The following is a 22,816-nucleotide window of genomic DNA, read 5'->3' as shown; positions in this document are numbered from 1 at the left end:
GGTCGGTCAACCACCGACCCAATCGAGAATCGGGAGCCCGATAGCCGTTCCACTTGAGCCTCGCCAGGCAGCCAAGAAAGCAGACGGGAGTACGCGGACGTGGCCGTAGCACGCGAACCCGTCATGCCACTCGAGGGCAGCAAGCGGATTCTCGTCACCGGCGCACCCCGATCCGGCACCACCTGGACCGGCCGCATGATCGCCCACGCGCCCGGCATGGGTTACGTGCACGAGCCCTTCACCACCGAGAACGGCGACTTGTGCGGCTTCGCGAACCCTATTAAAGAACAGTTTCAATACATCACCGACGCGAATTCTCACCAATTCGACAGGTACCTCGAGGGCCTGGTCAATTTCAGGTATCCGTTGCGGACGAACCTCGTGCACTCCAGGAGTGCCAGGCAAGCATCCCGAAGCCTGTTAGCGTTTGCGAATCTATCCACGCACCGGCTGAAGAAAAAGACGGCTGTCATGAAAGATCCGGTGGCCGTATTTTCCGCCCCCTGGTTGGCCCGCCGATTCGATATGAAGGTCGTGGTCATGATCCGGCACCCCGCCGCGCTCTGTTCCAGCCTGAAAGTATTGAATTGGAAATTCGATTTCAGCCATTTCCTGAGGCAGCCGCAACTAATGCGCGAAACCAGGCTGGCCGATTTCCAATCGGACATCCGCTATTTCGCCGAGCATGAACAGGAAATCATCCCGGTTGGGGCCCTGTTATGGAACTGCATATACGCGGTGGTAAACGAGTACCGCACGCGCTATCCGGGATGGCTGTTCCTCAAACACGAAGAACTATCCATGGATCCCGTGGGAAGTTTCCAGAAAGTCTATGCGGCGCTCGGCCTGGAATTCACGGCCAGCGTCCACACCGCCATCGAAGCGAGCTCGGGCGAGCAGAACCCCTCCGAGCCGATGCGGGGGGATGAATTCAGTATCAAGCGCAACAGCAGGGTGAATGTCTCGAACTGGAAGGGTCGGCTCAGCGACCGCGAGATTGTCACGATCAAAGAGCGGACCAGCGACGTAGCGAGGCTGTTCTATTCGGATCTCGAGTGGTGATGTCGCGGCGACGCTACGCGGCTTCGGCGCGCAACTGAGACCTCAATATCCGGTACTCCAACAAGCCGGCCCGCATCTGTTCGTAGATCGCGGATCCGGGCAGGGAGAGGAAGTTGGCGACACGGGCATTCCTATCGCCATAAACCTCAGCCCAGGTGTCACTTGCTTGATCGCGCGAGGCCAGTACGTTAGCGGTGATATCCCGGTCGCTTTCGGTGACGAAGCCCGATCGCTTGAGACGCATCCTGACCTGGTCCCAGTCCTCGGGGCTTAAAAAGTCCGTGTGTAGGAACCATCCGGCGGGCCGGCAAATCCTGCGGACCTCGCCGAGGAACTTCGGCAAATTGCCGTAGGAGTGCGAGGACTCCACGTTGATGATCGCGTCGCACGACGCATCGGGGAGGGGAATGTTCAATGCATCGCCGACGCGGAAGTCGATGGGTCGCTTGACGTGCGTCTTGCTGCAGAAGGCGATCGCTTCGGAGGACATGTCGATGCCGATCACCTCGGCGTTGAACTTCTCCGCGACCAGTGCGGAGTTGCCGCCGCGGCCACATCCGATTTCCGCGACGGTGCGGTCGTTGAGGTCGACCGATCCGATGACTTCGAACACCAGCCGGACCGAGTTGGCGTTGAAGGTGCCGGGGCGAATGGTGAACGCGGACTCGTCGTTGGTGCCCAGCGAGGCGTACCCGTAATTCAGAAAGAACGACGAATCAGCGACTCCGGCGTCCTCGAGCCGACGGCTCAGCAAATTGTAAAAGCTTTTCCATCCCCCGGCGGTCGTGGAGAGCAGATCGTCGGCCAGGTGCTCCGACATTGCAACGGATGGATTATCCTTCGATTCAACCTGCGTCGAAGGTTCGCTGTGGTTGTCCATTTATGTCGCCCCAACCGGATCTGCTTTGGCCCATGATCGGTCACATGGTGTCTTTATTGTGGATATTTTGATTCGGAATACACCGGTCCAACGTGCCGCCCAATCACGATGCATGCTACACGACCGGCTCCCCTCTGGTAGGGGGTCAACCTTTGCGTTAGGCGTCATAAATTCATGTGGTCCCGATCCCGCAAATTCGGCTCGAGCGGCTCCGCCGGCTCGTCGGCCACGTCGCCTCACGAAAATTGCGCTGTCGACCGGTCCGTCGTCGTCGGCGGCGCGCAGCCTCGACGATCTCCGGCGTGGTTCGCGCCGTCGCAGCTGGGCGGGCGACCGCCGGCGGCGCGCCAGATGGAGCCCACCTAATACATATAGTGCGTCCGCGACTACATATAGTGCGTCCGCGACCGCGATCGAGCCTCCCCGGCTCCTGGCGGCGGCGCCGCGGCATAGCGGCCACCGTCCGCGGTGAAGAGCCACGTCGAGGCGCCGCCGGGCGGGCGGACGGTCCAATATCGTGTCGCGATTCTTTCCGGTGGCGGCCGGTGCGGGGCAACAGCCGCTGCTCAGCAGACTGCGAGTGAGGGATCAGCGGCGAAACCATACCATTAGTTCGTCTAGACAACCTTTCGTGTGCGGCGGTGCCAGGAGAACCGGGGTCACCTCAAATTCCTCGAAGGCTTAGACAAGCTCTGTGGGGCTCCAGTATGGTTTAGAACTTGTTATACCCATGTCCAGTAGACGGTCTGGAGACGCGGTGAGCACTAATCCTTTCGACGACGACGAGGGCACTTTCTTCGTCTTGGTCAACGACGAGGAACAACACAGCCTGTGGCCGGCGTTCGCCGATGTTCCGGCCGGCTGGCAGGTGGTGTACGGCGAAGCGGACCGCGCAGCGTGCCTGGACTACATCGAACAGAACTGGACCGATATACGGCCGAAAACTCTGCGCGAAAGGTTAGCGGCGGGACAGGGGTTTGATAGGTAACCCGGATGGAACTTGATGACCGGACTCTCCCGCTGACGCGGGGACAGCTGGACATTTGGCTCGCGCAGGAAACGGGTCGCTCCGGCACGGAGTGGCAGCTCGGCGTCCTCGTGCGATTCGACGGCGCGGTAGACCGCGAACTGCTGCAGCGCGCGATCCATCACGTGATGCGGGAGGCCGAACCGGCCAGGGCCGCCATTTTCGAGGTGGACGGCCACGTCTTCCAGAAGGCGATCGATTACCCGGACTTCGAGATGGCCTTCCACGACCTGAGCGACACCCGCCATCCGGTGCAGGAAGCCCGTCGCATGGCGCTATCGATCCAACGCACACCGATGCCCGCGTCCGGCCCGCTGTTCAAATTCGCTTTATTCCAGACATGGTCCGACGAATTCTATTTGTTCGGTTGCTTCCACCACATGATTGTGGACGGCTCCGGAATTACGCTGATCGCGAATCGGATTGCAACCGTCTACGCGGCCATTGTTGCGAACGCACCCGTTCCTCCGGCCTTCTTCGGGTCGCTGCAGGACCTGGTTCGATGCGAGTCGGAATACGAAGCGTCCGCCGACTATCTGGACGATCAGGACTACTGGGCCAGAAATCTTCCACCGGAAAGCGGCACCCCTAGCGGGTTCCTTCCGGCCGCGGATGAGGAGGACCAGTCCGCGCCTTCCGCGCCCGTTCGGCTGGACGCTGCCGTCCTCCGGCGCGTTCAGGAATTGTCCGACTCGTGGAAAATGCCCCGGTCGTCGGTCATCACCGCGGCGTGTGCGCTGCTGGTGCGTGGCTGGTGCTCCGAGGGCTCCGATGTGGTGCTCGACTTCCCGGTCAGCAGGCGAGTGCGACCGGAGTCAAAGACGCTGCCCGGCATGCTTTCCGGGGTCGTGCCGCTGGTGTTGGGTGTGTCGCCGGAATCCACGGTCGCCGCTTTCTGTGCGTACGTCGACGCGCGAATACGGGAGGCGCTGGACCATCAGCGGTTCCCCGTGCACGCGCTCGAACGCAAGGGCGACCCGCGCGGCGCGGGACAGCGAGCCGACCGGGTGAGCGTCAATTTCATGCCGTCGAAGATGACGATGGACTTCGCCGGCGTCGCGGCGTCGGCGTCGTTCACCAATCCCGTCCAGGTGGGCGCCTTCGCGCTGATCTTCTCCGGCGGCGGCGACCAGCTCTTCCTCAGCACGGCGGGCGCCGGGGGCCCGCTGGCGAAGCTCGACGTCTCGGAATTGGCGGGACGGCTGGGCCGGGCGCTGGCGGCGATGACCGCCGATCCGGGGCGGCGGCTCTCGTCGATGGATCTTCGCGATGCCGCCGAGCTGGACGGGCTCGACGGCTGGGGCAACCGCGCGGTGCTGAGCCGGCCGGGCGGCGCGTCGCGGTCGATTCCCGCGCTGTTCGCCGAGCAGGCCGCCCGCGCCGCGGATGCGGTGGCGATCACCTTCGGGGATTCATCGTGGACCTACGGCGAGGTTGACCGGACCGCTAACAGGTTGGCGCACCTCCTGGCCGGCCACGGGGTGGGGCCGGGGCAACGGGTGGCGCTGTTGCTGCCGCGGTCGGCCGAGGCGATCGTGGCGATTCTGGCGGTGCTCAAAACCGGAGCGGCGTACGTGCCGATCGACCCGGCGGTGCCGGCCGCCCGGGTCGAGTTCATGCTCGATGACGCCGCGCCGATCGCGGCGATCACCGCCGCCGGCCTGGCCGGCCGGCTGGACGGGCGCGACCTGCTGATCATCGACATCGCCGAGATCGCCGACCGTGCCGTCGGCGAATCCAGCCCGGCGCCGCCGGTGCCGGAGCCGGACAACATCGCCTACCTCATCTACACCTCGGGGACCACCGGGGTCCCCAAAGGGGTGGCCATCACCCACCACAACGTGACCCGGCTGCTGGAGTCCCTGGACGTCGAGCTGTCGCCGGGGCAGGTGTGGTCGCAGTGGCATTCGCTGGCCTTCGACGTCTCGGTGTGCGAGATCTGGGGTGCGCTGCTGTCCGGCGGCCGCCTGGTGGTGGTCCCCGAATCGGTGGCCCGGTCGCCCGAAGAGTTCCATGCGCTGTTGGTCAAAGAACGGGTCGAAGTCCTGAGCCAGACCCCGTCGGCGTTCTATGCGCTGCAGACCGTGGACGCGCTCGCGCCCGAACAAGGACGTCAACTGCAACTTCGGGCAGTCATCTTCGCCGGCGAGGCACTGGAACCGCAGCGGCTGCGGACGTGGCTCGACAATCACCCGGGATCACCGCGGCTGCTCAACTTGTACGGCACGACGGAGACGACCGTGCACGCGTCGTTCCGGGAGATCCTCCCCGATGACGTCGAGCGCTCCGCCAGCCCCATCGGCGTGCCGTTGGGCCAGTACGCGTTCTTCGTGCTCGATAGCTGGATGCAGGCCGTCCCGCCCGGGGTGGTGGGGGAGCTGTATGTGGCCGGCGGCGGCGCGGGATGCGGGTACTGGCGGCGGCCGGGCCTGACGTCGACCCGGTTTGTGGCGTGCCCGTTCGGGGAGCCCGGGACGCGCATGTATCGCACCGGGGACCTGGCGTGGTGGGGCGCCGACGGCGAGCTGCGTTACGTGGGGCGCGCCGATCAGCAGGTCAAGATCCGCGGCTACCGCATCGAGCTCGGTGAAGTCCAAGCCGCCCTCGCCGAACTGGACGGGGTCGAGCAGGCGGTGGTGATCGCGCGCGAGGACCGCCCCGGCGACAAGCGCCTGGTCGGGTACGTGACGGGCACCGCCGAAGCGGCCGCCGCGCGCGCCGCACTGGCCGAGCGGTTGCCGGCGTACATGGTGCCGGCCGCGGTGGTGGTGATCGACGCGGTGCCCCTGACGGTCAACGGCAAACTCGACAAGCGCGCCCTGCCCGCCCCCGAATACCAGGACGTCGATCGGTACCGGGCCCCGGGCAACGCGGTCGAGGAGATCCTGGCCGACATCTACGCGCAGGTGCTGGGGCTGGAGCGGGTCGGGGTCGACGAGTCGTTCTTCGAGCTCGGCGGGGACAGCATCTTGTCGATGCAGGTGGTGGCGCGCGCGCGGGCCGCCGGGGTGGTGTGCCGGCCGCGCGACATCTTCGTCGAGCAGACCGTGGCCCAACTGGCCCGGGTGGCCGACGTCGCCACCGGCGACGCCGACGTGAGCGACGAGGGCCTCGGCCCGGCGGTCGCGACACCGATCATGCGCTGGCTGCGCGAAGTCGAGGGACCGGTCGACCAGTTCAACCAGACGGTGTCCGTGCAGGCCCCCGCCGGGGTGACGGAGACCGACGTGGTCGCGGTGTTGCAGGCCGTGCTGGACCGGCACGCCACGCTGCGGCTGCGCGTCGAGGACGACGGCGCCGGGGGCTGGTCGTTGACGATGCCCGAGCCCGGCTCGGTGGATGCCCGCGGGTGCGTGCGCACGGTGCCGGCGCTGTCCGACGAGGCGGTGATCGAGGCGCGGTCGCGGCTGAATCCGGCGGCCGGGGCCATGCTGAGCGCGCTGTGGGTGGCCGACACCGGGCAGTTGGTGCTGATCGTGCACCACCTGGCCGTCGACGGGGTGTCCTGGCGGATCCTGCTCGAGGACCTCAACATTGCGTGGGCCCAGCACCGCGGTGGGCAGCAGTTGGTGTTGCCGTCGCCCGGAACCTCGTTCGCCCGCTGGGCGTCGCTGCTGGCCGAGCACGCGCGCCGCCCGGAGGTGGTGGCACAGGCCGACGCCTGGCGGCAGATCGCGGCGGCGCCCTTGGCGCTGCCGGCGGTGCGCCCCGACATGGATACCTATGCGAGCGCGGGCACCCTGTCGGCGCAGCTGGACGCCGAGACCACCCGGGCGTTGCTGGACGAGGTGCCGGCGGCCTTTCACGCCGGGGTGCACGACATCCTGTTGATCGCGTTCGCCTTGGCGGTCGCCGAATTCGTCGGCGGCGGCGGCGCGCCGATCGTCATCGACGTGGAGGGTCACGGGCGCCAGGAGGAGCTGGCCCCGCATGTCGACCTGTCCCGCACGGTCGGCTGGTTCACGACCAAGTACCCGGTGTCGCTCGCGGTGGAGGGGCCGGACTGGGCGCGGGTGGTGGCCGGTGACGCGGGGCTGGGGGCAGTCGTCAAAGACGCCAAGGAGCAGCTTCGCGCGCTGCCGGACGGCTTGACCTATGGGGCGTTGCGCTACTTGAACAGCGACGTCGATCTGGCCCCGGCCGACCCGCCGATCGGCTTCAACTACCTGGGCCGGCTGGGCGCGGCGGCCGAGGTGTCGGGCGACGTTTGGCGGCTCAGCCAGGATGGCTGGTCGGTCACCGACGTGGCCGCGGCCATCCCCATGCCGCTGATGCACACCGTGGAGCTCAACGCCAGCACGGTCGACGGCGCTGCCGGCCCGCAGCTGCACGCCCGCTGGACGTGGGCGCCTTCGGCCTTGGATCAGGCGCTGGTCAGCCGGCTGAACCGGTTGTGGTTCGACGCGTTGGCCGGCATCTGCGCGCACGTGCGAGGCGGCGGCGGCGGGTTGACGCCCTCCGACATCGCCGCCGGTCTCAGCCAGCAACAAATCGACGAGCTTCAGCGGCAATATGCGGATAGCTGACGTATTGCCGCTGACCCCCTTGCAGCAGGGGCTGTGGTTCCATGCCATCACCGCTTCGGGCGGTGACGACATCTATGCCGTGCAGCTGGAGATCGCGCTGAGCGGTCCGGTCGATCAGGACCGCCTGCGCAAGGCGGTGCACGCGGTGGTTATCCGCCACCCCAACCTGGCGGCCCGATTCTCCGACAAGTTCGACCAGCCGGTGCAGATCATTCCCGCCGATCCCGTGGTGCCGTGGCGCTATGTCGACCTGAGCGGGGACCGCCCGGACCTCGACGAGCAGATCGAGCAGGTGTGCGCCGCCGAACGCGCCGCGGTCTGCAACCTCACCAACCAGCCCGCATTCCGCGCCGCGCTCATCGGCACCGCCGACGATCAGCACCGACTGGTGCTGACCAATCACCACATCGTGCTGGACGGCTGGTCGCTGCCGATCCTGCTGGCGGAGATATTCGCCAGCTACCACGGGCAATGGCTGCCCGCCGCGGCGAAGTACCGCAGCTTCGTGACCTGGCTGACCGGCCGTGACCTCGATGCCGCGCGCGGCGCCTGGCGTGAGGTGCTGGCGGGGTTCGACACCCCCACCCTGCTGGCCCCGCCGGGCCGGCCGGGCCTCGGGCCGCGAGGCGTTGCGTCGTTTCGGGTGTCCGAGGAGATCACGCGGGCGCTCGGCGAGCTGGCGCGCTCCAGCCACACCACCGTCAGCACCGTGGTGCAGGCCGCCTGGGCGCGGCTGCTGGTGGCGCTGACCGGCCGGCCCGACGTCGCCTTCGGCACCACGGTCTCGGGGAGGCCGCCCGAGCTGTACGGCGCGGACTCGATGGTGGGCCTCTTGATCAACACGGTGCCGGTGCGGGCGAACATCGCGGCGTCGACCACCACGACCGACCTGCTCGACCAGCTGCAAAACGCCTACAACCACACCCTCGAGCACCAGCACCTGGCGCTCAGCGAGATGCACCGCGTCACGGGCCTGGACCAGCTGTTCGACACGTTCTTCGTCTACGAGAACTACCCGCTCGACGCGGCCGCGCTGTCGGGCGCGGACGGGTTGGCCATCACCGACTTCACCCATCGCGAATACAACCACTACCCGCTCGCGGTCCAGGCCATGCCGGGCACGGAAATCGGTCTTCGCGTCGAATTCGACACCGAGGTGTTCGACGCGGCCGACATCGAAACGCTGATCGAGCGGTTCAAGCGGGTGCTGGCGGCGATGACCGCCGACCCGGGGCGGCGGCTGTCGTCGATGGACGTGCTCGACGCCGCCGAGCACGCCCAGCTTCAGCGATGGGGCAATCGCACGGGGTTGACCCAGCCGGTCGGTGTCCCGGTGTCGATCCCGGTGCTGTTCGGCGCGCAGGTGGCGCGGACGCCGGACGCGGTGGCGATCAGCGCGGGCGAGCGTTCGTGGACCTACCGCGAGGTCAAACAGGCGGCCAACCGGTTGGCGCACTTCTTGACCGACCGGGGCGTGGGCCCGGGCCAGCGCGTCGCGCTGTTGCTGCCGCGGTCGGCCGACGCGGTCGTGGCGATGTTGGCGGTGCTCAAGACCGGGGCCGCGTACGTGCCGATCGATCCGACGGTGCCGGCCGCCCGGATGGGATTCGTGCTCGACGACGCCGCGCCCATCGCCGCGATCACGACCGCCGGCCTGACCGATCGGCTGGACGGGCGCGACGTGGCGGTCATCGACATCGACGACCCCGCCATCGACCGCCAGCCCAGCACAGCATTGCCCGCACCGGCCCCGGACGACATCGCCTACCTCATCTACACGTCGGGCACCACCGGAACCCCCAAGGGCGTGGCGATCCCGCATCGCAACGTGACCCGGCTGCTGGAGACGCTGGACGCCGACCTGGAGCTCGCGGGCCAGGTGTGGTCGCAGTGTCACTCGCTGGCCTTCGACTTCTCCGTGTGGGAAATCTGGGGCGCGCTGCTCTACGGTGGCCGGCTGGTCATCGTGCCCGACGCGGTGGTCCGTACGCCGCAGGACCTGCACACGTTGTTGGTGGCCGAACAGGTCACCGTGCTGAGCCAGACGCCGTCGGCGTTTTACGCGTTGCAGACCGCCGATGCGGCACAGCCCGAGCCGGAGCCCCGCCTGAAGCTCGAGGCCGTGGTGTTCGGCGGCGAGGCCCTGGAGCCGCAGCGGCTGCGGAGCTGGCTGGACAACCATCCCGGCCAGCCGCGGCTGATCAACATGTACGGCATCACGGAGACGACCGTGCATGCGTCGTTCCGGGAGATCGTCGTCAGCGACGTCGACAGCGTCGTCAGCCCCATCGGGGTACCGCTGGCCCATCTCGAGTTCTTCGTGCTCGACGGGTGGTTGCGGCCGGTCCCGCCGGGCGTGGTGGGGGAGCTGTACGTGGCCGGCGCCGGGGTGGCGGACGGCTACGTGGGGCGGGCGGCGCTGAGCGCGACGCGGTTCGTGGCCTGCCCGTTCGTCGGCGCGGGGGAGCCCGGGCAACGGATGTATCGCACCGGGGACCTGGTGTGGTGGGGCGCTGACGGGCAGCTGCGGTACGTGGGACGGGCCGACAAGCAGGTCAAGATCCGCGGGTACCGCATCGAACTCGGCGAAATCCAGGCAGCGCTCGCCGCGCTGGACGGCGTCAAGCAGGCGGCGGTGATCGCCCGTGAGGACCGCCCCGGCGACAAGCGCCTGGTCGGCTACGTCACCGGGATCGCGGAACCGGCGGCGTTCGCCGCGTCGGCGCGTGCGGCGCTGGCTGAGCGGCTCCCGGCCTACATGGTGCCGACCGCGGTGGTGGCGATCGAGGCGCTGCCGCTGACCGTCAACGGCAAACTCGACACCCGGGCGCTGCCGGCGCCCGAATACCAGGACGGTGACCACTATCGCGCCCCGACCAACGCGGTCGAGGAGCTGCTGGCCGGCATCTACGCGCAGGTCCTGGGCGTGGAGCCGCCGCGGCTGGTCGGGGTGGACGAGTCGTTCTTCGACCTCGGCGGGGACTCGCTGTCGGCCGTGCGCCTGGTCGCCGCGGTCAACAGCGGCCTGGACGCCGGTCTTTCGGTGCGCACGTTGTTCGAGGCGCCCACGGTTGCCCAGTTGGCGACGCGCATCGGCGGGGAGGAAGCCCGGCTGGAGCCGTTGACGGCCGTGGAGCGGCCCGCGGTGATTCCGCTGTCGTTCGCCCAGAGCCGGTTGTGGTTCATCGACCAGTTCCAGGGTCCCTCGACGATCTACAACATGGCGGTCGCCCTCCGGTTGCGCGGGCGGATGGACGCCGTCGAGGAAGAAGCGCTGGGCGCGGCGCTGGCCGACGTGGTGGCCCGCCAGGAGAGCCTGCGCACGCTGTTTGCCGCGCGCGACGGCATCCCGCGCCAGCTGATCGTTCCTCCCGAGCGGGCCGACTTCGGTTGGGCCGTCGTCGACGCCGTCGGCTGGCCGGAAAGCCGGCTGGCCGAGGCCCTCGACGCCGTCGCGCATCACCCGTTCGACCTGGCGGCCGAGATCCCCCTGCGGGCAAGGCTTTTCCGGGTCGCCGACGACGAACACGTGCTGGTGGCCGTGGTGCACCACATCGCCGCCGACGGCGCGTCGATCACCCCGCTGGTGCGGGACCTCGGGGTGGCCTACGCCAGCCGCCGGGTGGGACAAGCCCCCGACTGGGCCGACCTTCCGGTGCAGTACGCCGACTACACGCTGTGGCAGCGCGCGCAGCTCGGGGACCTCAGCGACAGCGGCAGCCGCATCGCCGCGCAGCTGGCCTACTGGCAAGAGGCCTTGGCCGGGATGCCGGAGCACCTGCAACTGCCCACCGATCGGCCCTACCCGCCGGTCGCCGACTACCGCGGCGCGAGCGTGTCGGTGGACTGGCCGGCCGAGCTGCAGCAGCAGGTGGCCCGGGTGGCCCGCGAACACAACGCCACCAGCTTCATGGTTATGCAGGCTGCCATGGCCGTGCTGCTGGCCAAGCTCAGCGCGAGTTCCGATGTGTCCGTTGGGTTTCCGATCGCCGGGCGCGGCGACCCCGCGCTGGACGAGCTGGTGGGCTTCTTCGTCAACACCCTGGTGTTGCGGGTCGATCTGACCGGTGATCCCAGCGTCGCCGAACTGCTCGCCCAGGTGCGGGCCCGCAGCCTGGCCGCCTACGAGCACCAGGACGTGCCCTTCGAGGTGCTGGTCGAACGGCTCAACCCGACCCGAAGCCTGACCCACCACCCGCTGGTCCAGGTGATGCTGGCCTGGCAGAGCGGGCAGGGGCAGGGCGCGACCGGGCCGGCGGCCGGGTTGGCCCTGGGCGGCCTGCACGCCACGCCGTTGCCGCTCGACACCCGGACGGCCCGCACCGACCTGGCGTTCTCGCTGGGCGAGACGTGGACCGACGGCGGCGAGCCCGCCGGAATCGCCGGGTCGGTGGAATTCCGGACCGACGTGTTCGACGCCGCCGGCATCGAAACGCTGGTCGCGCGGCTCCAGCGGGTGCTGGTCGCCATGACGGCGGATCCGGCGCGGCGGCTGTCGTCGGTGGATCTGCTCGACGAGGCCGAGCACGCCCGCCTCGACGAGGTGGGCAACCGCGCGGTGTTGGCGGAGCCCGGGCCGGTCGCCCTGTCGGTACCGGAGCTGTTCGCCGCGCAGGTGGCCCGCGCCCCGCAGGCGCCCGCGGTGACCTTCGCGGGCCGGTCGATGACCTACCGGGAACTCGACGAGGCAGCTAACCGGTTCGCGCACTTGCTGTCCGGCCACGGTGTGGGCCCGGGCGCGTGTGTGGCGTTGCTGCTGGAGCGGTCGGCGCAGGCCGTCGTGGCGATGCTGGCGGTGCTGAAGACCGGCGCGGCCTACCTGGCGATCGACCCGGCGCTGCCGGCCGCCCGGGTCGGGTTCATGCTGGACGATGCCGCGCCGGTCGCCGCGGTCACCACCGCCGGGCTGGCCGAGCGGCTGGCCGGGCGGGAGCTGACGGTCATCGACGTCGACGACCCCGCCCGCGAGGCGCAGCCCGCCACCGCGCCGCCGGCACCGGCGGCCGACGACATCGCGTACCTGATCTACACCTCGGGGACCACCGGAACGCCCAAGGGTGTGGCCATCGCCCACCGCAACCTGGCCCACCTGGCGCCGTCGACGCCCACATCGCTGCCGGTGAACCAGGTGTGGACGCAATGCCACTCGTACGCGTTCGACTTCTCGGTGTGGGAGATCTGGGCCGCGCTGCTCGGCGGCGGGCGGCTGGTGGTGGTGCCCCCGTCGGTCGTCACCTCCCCGGACGACTTCCACGACCTGCTGGCCCGTGAACGGGTCAACGTGCTCACCCAGACCCCGTCGGCGGTGGCCGCGCTGTCGCCGCAGCGGCTGGAGTCGGAGGCGCTGCTGCTCGGCGGCGAGGCTTGCTCGGCCGAGGTGGTGGACCAGTGGGCGCCGGGGCGGGTGGTGATCAACGCCTATGGCCCCACCGAGGCCACGGTGTACGCCTCGATGAGCGCGCCGCTGCGGCCCGGGTCGGGGGCGGCCCCGATCGGTGCGCCTGTCTCGACGGCGGCGCTGTTCGTCCTGGACGAGTCGTTGCGGCGGGTGCCGGCCGGCGTGGTCGGGGAGTTGTATGTGGCCGGGCGGGGCGTGGGCGTCGGATATGTCGGCCGCACCGCGCTGACCGCCTCACGCTTCGTGGCCTGCCCCTTCGCCGGCGCGGACGCGCCCGGAACCCGCATGTACCGCACCGGCGACCTGGTGCGGTGGCGCGCCGATGGCCAGCTGCAATACCTGGGCCGCGCCGACGAGCAGGTCAAGATCCGCGGCTACCGCATCGAACCGGGCGAAGTCCGGGCCGCCTTGGCCGCGTTGGACGGCGTGGAGCAGGCGGTCGTCGTCGCCCGCGAAGACCGTCCCGGCGATAAGCGTCTGGTGGGATACATCACCGGGACAGCGGACCCGGCCGCGGCGCGATCCGCGCTGGCCGAGCGGCTGCCCGCGTACCTGGTTCCCGCCGCGGTGGTGCGGTTGGCGGCGCTGCCGTTGACGGTTAACGGCAAGCTCGACGCCCGGGCGCTGCCGGCGCCGGAATACGACGCCACCGATCGTTACCGCGCACCGACCAACCCGGCGGAGGAGATCCTGGCCGGCATCTACGCCCAGGTGTTGGGCGTGGAACGGGTCGGGGTGGACGACTCGTTCTTCGACCTGGGCGGCGATTCGCTGTCGGCGATGCGGCTGGTCGCCGCGATCAACAGCGGCCTGGGTGCCGCCGTCGCCGTGCGCGCCGTGTTCGAGGCGCCCACGGTGGCTCAGCTGGCGACGCGCATCCACGGTGGCGAGGGCGGGCTGGAGCCGCTGGTGGCCGGCCCGCGGCCCGAGGTCGTCCCGTTGTCGTTCGCCCAGAACCGGTTGTGGTTCATCGACCAATTGCAGGGTCCGTCACCGGTGTACAACCTGGCGGTGGCGTTGCGACTGCGCGGGCGGCTGGACGCCGACGCGTTCTGCGCGGCGCTGGCCGATGTGGTGGGCCGCCATGAAAGTTTGCGCACGCTGTTCACCGCCCCGGACGGAATACCGCAACAGCTGGTGCTGCCCGCCGAGCGGGCCGACTTCGGCTGGGACGTCGTCGACGCGACCGCGTGGTCCCCGGACCGGCTGCAGGACGCCGTCGAGGAGACCGCGCGGCACAGCTTCGACCTGGCGGCCGAGATCCCTTTGCGGGCAAAGCTTTTCGGCGTCGCCGACGACGAACACGTGCTGGTGGCCGTGGTGCACCACATCGCCGCCGACGGCCTGTCGATCGCCCCGCTGGTGCGTGACATCGCCGTGGCCTACGCCAGCCGATGCGTAGGGCAAGCCCCCGGTTGGACGCCGCTGCCGGTGCAGTACATCGACTACACGCTGTGGCAGCGCGCGCAGTTCGGCGATCTCAGCGACAGCGACAGCCCGATCGCCGCGCAGCTGGAGTACTGGCAGCGGGCCCTCGCCGGGATGCCCGAGCGGCTCGGCCTGCCCACCGACCGGCCCTACCCCCCGGTGGCCGATCAGCGCGGCGCCAGCGTGGCGGTGCGTTGGCCCGTCGAGTTGCAGCAGCAGGTCGTCCGCGTGGCCCGCGAGCACAACGCGACCAATTTCATGGTGATGCAGGCCGCCCTGGCGGTGCTGCTGGCCAAGCTGAGCGCGAGTTCCGATGTGGCCGTGGGCTTCCCGATCGGCGGGCGCCGCGATCCCGCGCTGGACGAGCTGGTCGGTTTCTTCGTCAACACGTTGGTGTTGCGCGTGGATGTGGCGGGCGACCCGAGTGTCGCCGAGCTGCTGGCTCAGGTGCGGGCCCGCAGCCTGGCCGCCTACGAGCACCAGGACGTGCCGTTCGAAGTCGTCGTCGAGCGGCTGAACCCGACCCGATCGCTGACCCACCACCCGCTGGTGCAGGTGATGCTGGCCTGGCGAACGCTGCACAACACCACCGGCGATCCCGCCGCCGGGTTCGCGTCGGGAGAGCTCGAGCTCACCCAGATGCCGGTGGACACCGGCACCGCCCGCATGGACCTGGCGCTCTCCCTGGAAGAGCACCTGGACGCGGACGGCGAGCCGGCCGGCATCGCCGGCGTGGTGGAATTCCGCACCGATGTGTTCGACGCGGCCAGCATCGAAACACTGATCGAGCGTTTGCAGCGGGTGCTGGTCGAGATGACCGCGGACCCGACCCGGCGGCTGTCGTCGATCGCCGTGCTCGACGACGTCGAGCGTGCCCGGTTGGACGACTGGGGCAACCGGGCGGCGCTGACCGGGCCGGCGAGCGCGCCGGTGTCGATTCCGGAGCTGTTCGCCGCCCAGGTGGCGCGCGTGCCCGACGCGGCGGCGCTGACCTTCGAGGGCCGCTCGATGACCTACCGCGAGCTCGATGAGGCTTCGAACCGGTTGGCGCACCGGTTGGCCGGCGGCGGCGTCGGGCCGGGCCGGCGGGTGGCGCTGCTGCTGCCCCGATCGGCCGAGGCGATCGTGGCGATCCTGGCGGCGGTGAAGACCGGCGCGGCGTACGTGCCGATCGATCCGGCGGTGCCGGAGGCCCGGATGCAGTTCGTGCTCGGCGACGCGGCGCCGGTCGCCGCGATCACCACCGCCGAGTACCGCCCCCGGCTGGACGGACGCGATCTGCTGATCATCGACGTCGACGACGCGGGTGACCCCGCCGTCGACGGCCGCGCCGCGCGGTCCGTGGCGTGCCCGGACGACGTCGCGTACATCATCTACACCTCGGGCACGACCGGAACCCCGAAGGGGGTGGCGGTCCCGCATCGCAACGTGACCCGGCTGCTGGAGACGCTGGCCGGCGACATGGAGCTCGCGGGCCGGGTGTGGTCGCAGTGTCACTCGCTGGCGTTCGACTTCTCGGTGTGGGAGATCTGGGGCGCGCTGCTCTACGGCGGGCGCGTCGTGGTGGTGCCCGACCCGGTGGTGCGCTCGCCCGAAGACCTGCACGCGCTGCTGGTCGCCGAGCGGGTCAGCATCTTGAGCCAGACCCCGTCGGCGTTCTACGCCTTGCAGGCCGCTGATGCGTTGCAGCCCGAGCTGGGGTCGCAGTTGCGGCTGGATGCCGTGGTGTTCGGCGGCGAGGCGCTCGAACCGCAGCGGCTGCGCGCGTGGCTGGACAGCCACCCGTCCCGGCCGCGGCTGATCAACATGTACGGCATCACCGAGACGACCGTGCATGCCTCGTTCCGGGAGATCGTCGCGGGCGACGTCGAGACCGCCGTGAGCCCGATCGGCGTGCCGCTGGGACACCTCGGTTTCTTTGTGCTCGACGGGTCGTTGCAGCCCGTGCCCCCCGGTGTGGTCGGCGAGTTGTACGTCGCGGGCGCCGGGCTGGCGCACGGGTACGTCGGCCGCTCGGGTCTGACGGGGACGCGCTTCGTCGCGTGTCCGTTCGGCGGGCCGGGAGCGCGCATGTATCGCACCGGCGACCTGATGTGCTGGGGCGCCGACGGTCAGCTGCGGTACATGGGGCGCGCCGACGAGCAGGTCAAGATCCGCGGCTATCGCATCGAGCTGGGCGAGGTCCAGGCCACGTTGAACGGACTGGACGGCGTGGAGCAGGCGGTGGTGATCGCCCGCGAGGACCGCCCCGGCGACAAACGCCTGGTGGGCTACGTGACCGGAACGGTGGATCCCGCCGAGGCGCGTGCGGCGCTGGCCGAGCGGCTGCCGGCCTACATGGTGCCGGCCGCGGTGGTGGCGTTGGACGCGCTGCCGCTGACGGTCAACGGCAAACTCGACACCCGCGCGCTGCCGGCGCCGGAGTATCAGGACGTCGATCACTACCGCGCCCCGGCCGACGCGGTCGAGGAGATCCTGGCCGGGATCTATGCCCAGGTGCTGGGGCTGGAGCGGGTCGGGGTCCAGGAGTCGTTCTTCGAGCTCGGCGGGGACAGCATCCTGTCGATGCAGGTGGTGGCGCGGGCGCGGGCGGCCGGGGTGGTGTGCCGGCCGCGCGACATCTTCGTCGAGCAGACCGTGGCCAAGCTCGCCCGGGTAGCCGGGGTGGTCGCCGACGACGCCGAGGCGATCGACGAGGGCTTCGGCGCGGTGGTGGCCACCCCGATCATGCGCTGGCTGCAGAGCGTCGACGGCCCGGTGTCGGAGTTCAACCAGACGGTGCTGGTGCAGGCCCCGGTGGGCGTGACATCGTCCGACGTGGTGGCGGTGTTGCAGGCGTTGATCGATCGGCACGCGACGTTGCGGCTGCGCGTCTCAGACGACGGGGCCGACGGCGCCGAGGGCTGGTCGCTGACGGTGCCCGAACCGGGTGCGGTGGACGCGCGCGGATGCCTGCAGACGGTGGACGTGCTCTCCGACGACGCGGTGCTGGCGGCCCGATCGCGGTTGAACCCGGCCGCCGGGGTGATGCTGAGCGCGCTGTGGGCGGCGCCCACCGGCCAGTTGCTCTTGATCGTTCACCATCTGGCGGTCGACGGGGTGTCCTGGCGGATCCTGCTCGAGGACCTCAATCTCGCCTGGGCGCAGCACCGCGGCGGGCAGCAGGTCGTGTTGCCGGCGCCGAGGACGTCGTTCGCCCGGTGGGCGGCGCTGCTGGCCGAGCACGCCCACCGCCCCGCGGTGGTGGAGCAGGCGCCCGCGTGGCGACAGATCGCCGCGCAGCCTTCCCGATTGCCGGCGGTGCAACCGGCGGTGGATACCTATGCGACCGCCGGGAACCTGGCGGTGGAGCTGGACGCCGAGACGACCCGGATGCTGCTCGGTGAGGTGCCGGCCGCGTTCCACGCCGGGATACACGAGATCTTGTTGATCGCGTTCGCTCTGGCGTGCGCCGAGTTCCTGGGCAGCGGCGCCGCGCCCATCGTGATCGACGCGGAGGGGCACGGCCGCCAGGAGGAGCTGGACCACAACGTCGACCTGTCGCGCACGGTGGGGTGGTTCACCACCAAGTATCCGGTGGCGCTCGCGGTCGGCGGGCTGGACTGGGCGCAGGTCCTCGCGGGCGGCGCCGGGCTCGGGGCGGTGATCAAAGACGCCAAGGAGCAGCTTCGCGCCCTGCCCGACGGTTTGACCTACGGGCTGCTGCGCTACCTGAACAGCGACGTCGACCTGGAGGGGTCCGACCCGACGATCGGGTTCAACTACCTCGGGCGGCTGGGCGCCGCGGCGACCGAGGTGTCCGGCGACATCTGGGAGATCCGGCAGGACGGCTGGTCGGTGACCGGCGTCGCCGCGGCGACCCCCATGCCGCTGATGCACACCGTGGAGCTCAACGCCGGCACCCTGGACGCCGACACCGGCCCGCGGCTGCGCGCTGGCTGGACGTGGGCGCCCTCGGCCCTGGATCAGGCGCAGGTCAGCCGGCTGAGCCGGTTGTGGTTCGACGCGCTGGCCGGCATCTGCGCGCATGTGCGAGGCGGTGGCGGCGGGTTGACGCCGTCGGATATCGCGCCCGCGCGGCTGAGCCAGCTGCAGATCGACGAGCTTGCCCGGCAATACCGCATCGCCGACGTGCTGCCGCTGACCCCGCTGCAGCAGGGGCTGCTGTTCCACGCCAGCACCGCCCAGGGTGGCGACGACGTGTATGCGGTGCAGCTCGATGTCACGCTGAGCGGCCGGCTCGACCAGCACCGGTTGCGCGACGCCGTGCACACGGTGGTCGCCCGCCACCCCAACCTGGCGGCCCGCTTCAGCGCGCGGTTCGACCAGCCGGTGCAAATCATCCCGGCCGATCCCGTGGTGCCCTGGCGGTATCTCGACCTCAGCGGGGGCGATGTCGACCCCGATGAGCAGATCCAGCAGATCTGCGCCGCCGAACGCGCCGCGGTCTACGACTTGGCCGACCATCCGGCCCTGCGGGTGGCCCTGATCCGGACCGCGGAGGACCGGCACCGGTTCGTGCTGACCAATCACCACATCGTGCTCGACGGGTGGTCGCTGCCGATTCTGCTCGGCGAACTGTTCGCCAGCTATTACGGGCAGCGCCTGCCCGCGGCGGGGTCGTATCGCCGGTTCGTGTCCTGGCTGGCCGGTCGTGACCTCGAGGGCGCCCGCGCGGTGTGGCGCGACATGTTCGCCGGCTTCGACGCCCCGACGCTGGTCGGGCCCCCGGACTGGTTCGGACTCGGCCGGCGAGGCGTCGCATCGTTCCGTGTGCCCGAACAGACCACCCGGGCGCTCACCGAGCTGGCGCGCTCGCGGCACACCACCGTGAGCACCGTGCTGCAGGCCGCCTGGGCGCAGCTGCTGATGTGGCTGACCGGCCAGCGCGATGTCGCCTTCGGCGCCGTGGTCTCGGGGCGGCCGGCCGAGGTGCCCGGCGCGGACTCGATGGTCGGCCTGTTCATCAACACGGTGCCGGTGCGGGCGAGCATCGGCAGCGGAACCACCGCCGCCGACCTGCTCGATCAACTGCAGGGCGACCACAACCGCACGCTGGACCACCAGCACCTGGCGCTGAGCGAGATCCACCGTGCCACCGGCCACGCCAGGCTCTTCGACACGGTTTTCGTGTACGAGAACTACCCGGCGGACGCCGCCGCGTTGTCGGGGACCGACGGGTTGGCCATCACCGAGATCAGCAACCGCGACTACTACCACTACCCGCTGACGGTCCAGGCGCTGCCCGGCCGCGAGCTGGAGCTGCACGTCCAATTCCGCGCGGACGTCTTCGACCAGGCCGACATCGAGGCGCTGATCGAGCGGTTCCAGGACACGTTGGTCGCCATGACCACCGACCCGGCGCGGCCGCTGTCGTCGGTCGAATGGCACGACGAGGGAAGGCACGCGCGCGCCGACCGGTCGGGCAACCACCTGCCGGCACCCGCGGCGTCGGGACCCGAAAACCACCACAACGGAGACGGCCACCACGCCCCGACCAGCCTGGTTGAGCAGATCCTGACCGGCATCTACACGCAGGTGCTCGGGGTGGACCGCGTCGGTGTCGACGAGTCGTTCTTCGACCTCGGCGGGGATTCCCTGGCCGCGATGCGTGCCACGGCCACGATCAACACGGCCCTCGACGCCAACCTCGAGGTAACCGCCCTATTCGAAACCCCGTCCGTCAGGCGCCTGAGCCAGCGGTTGGGCGGACCGGCCCGCGCGGTCGAAGAAGTTCCCGTCATTCCCGACCTCTAGAACCGCGCCGGCGCGACCGGAGCGGGTCGCTACCACATCGACGGCACGAGGCGATAGCGAACTTTCTGGGTGTACTCGAGGTAGCCGTCCAACTCTTTTTGGAGCAGCTTCTCCTCGTCGCGGATGCGCGAGGCGAGCACCAGCAGGCCGGGAACGACGAAAACCAGTCCCCAGTACGAACCGAGTGCCAGGGGGATGCCGACCATCATGATCACGTTGCCGGTGTACATCGGGTGCCGCACCAGCCCGTACAGGCCGCTGGAGACGACCTTTTGGCCCGCCTGCACCTGAACGGTCGCGGCCGCGTAGCTGTTCTGAATGATGACCAGCGCCACCACGCCCAGTCCGACCGCGACCAGGACGTCCCCGACCACGCAAATCGCCGCCGGCACCGGCGACCAGCCGAAGCGATGGTCAAGGGCGCTCACCACGACCATCGCGGCCAGCGACACATACAGGCCGGCGATGATGACCCGCTGCGCCGTCCGGGCCTCGGCCACCGGACCCCCGCGCATCCGGGCCTCGAGCGCGGCGGGGTTCATCCGTCGCAAGTACACCGCGGGGATCCAGGCAGCGATTCCCACGACGACGAGAAAAACCCATGCCTGCCAGTAATTGAACGTGCCCGCCGGAAAAAACAGCAGCGCGCCGAACGCGACAAACTCGACAACACCGAACAGCAGCATCTTAGGAATGGTGTTCACCCATCCTCCTTCGTCCGTCCGTGGGGCGCCATGAGCAGCCTCCATTGCCGGCGGTCAGACCAGCGGCACAGGATGAAACTACCGTCGCCTACCCGAAGGATGTGCGCGATTCGTCATCGACGTCTTGCGGTCTCGGCGGCATCCGCCGGTGGTGGCCCGAAGGTCACCGACGGCCGGTGGCCCGAGCGGAGCGAGTCGGATCGAAAATGGCTGCGCCACAATCCCTTCGAGCCCGCCGGCCTGCCGGCGGGCACCGGCGCTACAGGAAGGTACGCAGAATCGCCTTCGGTGGAATGACGGGGGAGCATTCCCGGGGATCGTCATGGGATGCTCCGCCGCGCCGCAGCTTCTCGATCGCCGTGAGCACCTGGCGACCTACCGCCATCTGGTACTCACGCAGGTACTGCACGCGGCGAGGGTCATCTTCTGCCAGGTGGTGGGTGAGCGGATGCTGCGTCTTCCACACCGCGTCCTGCGCCGCTTCCCCCACCGCGACCAGAAAGTCGTCCTCGTCCATGCTCCCCCGATCGCACGCTACCCGTCAGTAGCGGTAATTCTTCCCGTGCGATCGGGTTTTCGCAATTGTTCACATCGGCATTTCGCGTATTAAACGCCTGTGCAGTAGAAATTGGACCCAGTAAACTTTTACGCATCGATAACTATCGCCTGTTAATGACCGACCCGGCGGACGTTACGAACTTATCTCCCTGCATAACGGGGCATCTGGTCTCGAGCCGAGGGGACCAAGGGTCGATGGTACGGGTCCTTAGGCCCGGGCAGGGCAAATTCCTTTTGCGGGCCCGAAACTGTCCGTGATGCAAATTATGATTTTCAGTTGGTTTGCCGACGCGAAGAGCGGCAGGGTTGGGAAATTCGACTCCACCTGCCCGAACAACGGGCCAAGAGACGGGCGCGCGGGGGCCGGCGAAATTGCGGGCGAAGTGCGGCTCGGCGGTCCGCGGAAGCGGAACTCCGTCGCCGCCGCGCCGGCCGACCCGCCGGTGACGCCTCGTGTCGCCGCGCGCGGCGACGCCCTCGGCACAAATTCGGGCTTTCCGTCAGGCGCCGAGGAGATACGCAAAGTTGAGAATGCGGCGCGCAATCATGATTTAGGATCGATTAAAGCGAAGTGAGATGAATGACGTTATGTATGCCATCGCCGCCGGGCGGCGGCCGTGCTCGCCGATTCGAGCGAGGTCGGGTGTCCGGCCGGGTCTGCCGCCGCAGGTGCGGAACGCGTCGGACCAAATCTCGGGAAACGTTGTAAGGCACGTGTGCAACGGGATACGTTTTCAGTCGTCAGTGGATGGTGATCGTCGTGTGGAGGCCTGCGAGCCCGAGGCGGTCTTCGGAGGTCAGCGATGTCGTATGTGATCGCAGCGCCCGATGCGCTCGCGGCGGTGGCAGCGAAGGTGGCGAGCATCGGCTCGTCCGTCAGCGCCGCGAATTCGGCGGCGGCGGCCTCTACCACCGGCGTGGTTGCCGCCGCCGGTGACGAGGTGTCCGCGGCGGTCGCGTCGGTGTTCTCCGACGCCGCGAAGGAGTTTCAGGCGTTAAGCGCCCAGGCGGCGGCGTTTCAAAACCAGTTCGTGCAGGCCCTGACCGGGTCAGGCGGCGCGTACGCGGCCGCCGAGGCGACCAATGCGGCCGGAATTTCGCCCTACTCGCCTTTCGCGCCGATCTGGAACGCGGTCGCGGAGGCCTCCGGCCCGGCCCCGCCGCCCAGGACGGACATCTTGGCGACCGTGATGTACGAGTTGAACCAGACCAGCCAGCAGCTGGCCGGGGCCCCCCTGTTTGCCAACGGCGCTGACGGGACGCAGGCCAGCCCGAATGGCCAGAACGGCGGGCTGCTGCTCGGCAGCGGCGGCAAAGGCTGGGATTCCACCGTCGCCGGCGTGAACGGCGGCAACGGCGGCCAGGCCGGCATCTTCGGCAATGGGGGCGCCGGCGGCCAGGGCGGCGCCGGCGCGGCCGGCGGAAATGGCGGGGCCGCCATCTGGGGTGGCAACGGCGGGGCCGGCGGGGCAGGCG

The 22,816-nt window shown here is 69.3% G+C and carries 9 protein-coding genes; 6 read left to right on the top strand and 3 right to left on the bottom strand.

Features of this window, described 5'->3' with window-relative positions:
* The first annotated feature begins 99 nt into the window (after nt 1–99).
* The gene (locus AWB89_RS25540) at nt 100–1,062 is read left to right on the top strand and encodes a sulfotransferase (protein ID WP_139830524.1); all 963 of its coding nucleotides are present in this window, start codon (nt 100–102) and stop codon (nt 1,060–1,062) included.
* 13 nt (nt 1,063–1,075) lie between these two features.
* Here AWB89_RS25540 and AWB89_RS25535 read toward each other — a convergent pair whose 3' ends face one another.
* Nucleotides 1,076–1,942: a class I SAM-dependent methyltransferase gene (locus tag AWB89_RS25535; RefSeq protein WP_085177470.1), complete on the bottom strand. Its 867-nt coding sequence runs from the start codon at nt 1,940–1,942 to the stop codon at nt 1,076–1,078.
* 757 nt (nt 1,943–2,699) lie between these two features.
* Between AWB89_RS25535 and AWB89_RS25530 the strand changes: the two genes are divergently transcribed.
* From AWB89_RS25530 to AWB89_RS27190, 3 genes are read left to right on the top strand one after another with little or no spacing between them, the layout of a single operon-like run.
* Entirely contained in the window at nt 2,700–2,930 is a 231-nt protein-coding gene (locus AWB89_RS25530) for an MbtH family protein (protein WP_085177469.1), read from the top strand.
* A 5-nt stretch (nt 2,931–2,935) separates the two neighbouring features.
* Nucleotides 2,936–7,495: a non-ribosomal peptide synthetase gene (locus AWB89_RS25525; RefSeq protein WP_085177467.1), complete on the top strand. Its 4,560-nt coding sequence runs from the start codon at nt 2,936–2,938 to the stop codon at nt 7,493–7,495.
* The gene (locus AWB89_RS27190; RefSeq protein WP_142282642.1) at nt 7,482–20,078 is read left to right on the top strand and encodes a non-ribosomal peptide synthetase; all 12,597 of its coding nucleotides are present in this window, start codon (nt 7,482–7,484) and stop codon (nt 20,076–20,078) included. Before AWB89_RS25525 ends, AWB89_RS27190 begins: the two co-directional genes overlap by 14 nt.
* Before the next feature lie 29 nt (nt 20,079–20,107).
* Here the strand turns inward: AWB89_RS27190 and AWB89_RS25515 are convergent, their stop codons facing one another.
* The gene (locus AWB89_RS25515; protein WP_085094659.1) at nt 20,108–20,764 is read right to left on the bottom strand and encodes a methyltransferase family protein; all 657 of its coding nucleotides are present in this window, start codon (nt 20,762–20,764) and stop codon (nt 20,108–20,110) included.
* A 277-nt stretch (nt 20,765–21,041) separates the two neighbouring features.
* Complete coding sequence (locus AWB89_RS25510; RefSeq protein WP_085094661.1) at nt 21,042–21,299, bottom strand: hypothetical protein; 258 nt, start codon at nt 21,297–21,299, stop codon at nt 21,042–21,044.
* A 298-nt stretch (nt 21,300–21,597) separates the two neighbouring features.
* Between AWB89_RS25510 and AWB89_RS27185 the strand changes: the two genes are divergently transcribed.
* Nucleotides 21,598–21,915, top strand: coding sequence for a hypothetical protein (locus AWB89_RS27185; protein ID WP_139830526.1), 318 nt, complete (start codon nt 21,598–21,600; stop codon nt 21,913–21,915).
* Between the two features lie 228 nt (nt 21,916–22,143).
* Nucleotides 22,144–22,816: PE family protein (locus AWB89_RS28370; RefSeq protein WP_142282641.1), on the top strand; the 673-nt coding region annotated here is incomplete at its 3' end.

Source organism: Mycobacterium paraense (assembly GCF_002101815.1).
In the GTDB taxonomy this organism is placed as follows: Bacteria; Actinomycetota; Actinomycetes; order Mycobacteriales; family Mycobacteriaceae; genus Mycobacterium; species Mycobacterium paraense.
This window is presented reverse-complemented; position numbering and strand designations above follow the sequence as displayed.

What these genes read in the sequence shown, in the direction of transcription:
- AWB89_RS25515 (WP_085094659.1), bottom strand. Translation starts at nt 20,764, where the DNA reads ATGCTGCTGTTCGGTGTTGTCGAGTTTGTCGCGTTCGGCGCGCTGCTG.
- AWB89_RS27190 (WP_142282642.1), top strand. Translation starts at nt 7,482, where the DNA reads ATGCGGATAGCTGACGTATTGCCGCTGACCCCCTTGCAGCAGGGGCTG.
- AWB89_RS25535 (WP_085177470.1), bottom strand. Translation starts at nt 1,942, where the DNA reads ATGGACAACCACAGCGAACCTTCGACGCAGGTTGAATCGAAGGATAAT.
- AWB89_RS25525 (WP_085177467.1), top strand. Translation starts at nt 2,936, where the DNA reads ATGGAACTTGATGACCGGACTCTCCCGCTGACGCGGGGACAGCTGGAC.
- AWB89_RS27185 (WP_139830526.1), top strand. Translation starts at nt 21,598, where the DNA reads ATGCAAATTATGATTTTCAGTTGGTTTGCCGACGCGAAGAGCGGCAGG.
- AWB89_RS25510 (WP_085094661.1), bottom strand. Translation starts at nt 21,299, where the DNA reads ATGGACGAGGACGACTTTCTGGTCGCGGTGGGGGAAGCGGCGCAGGAC.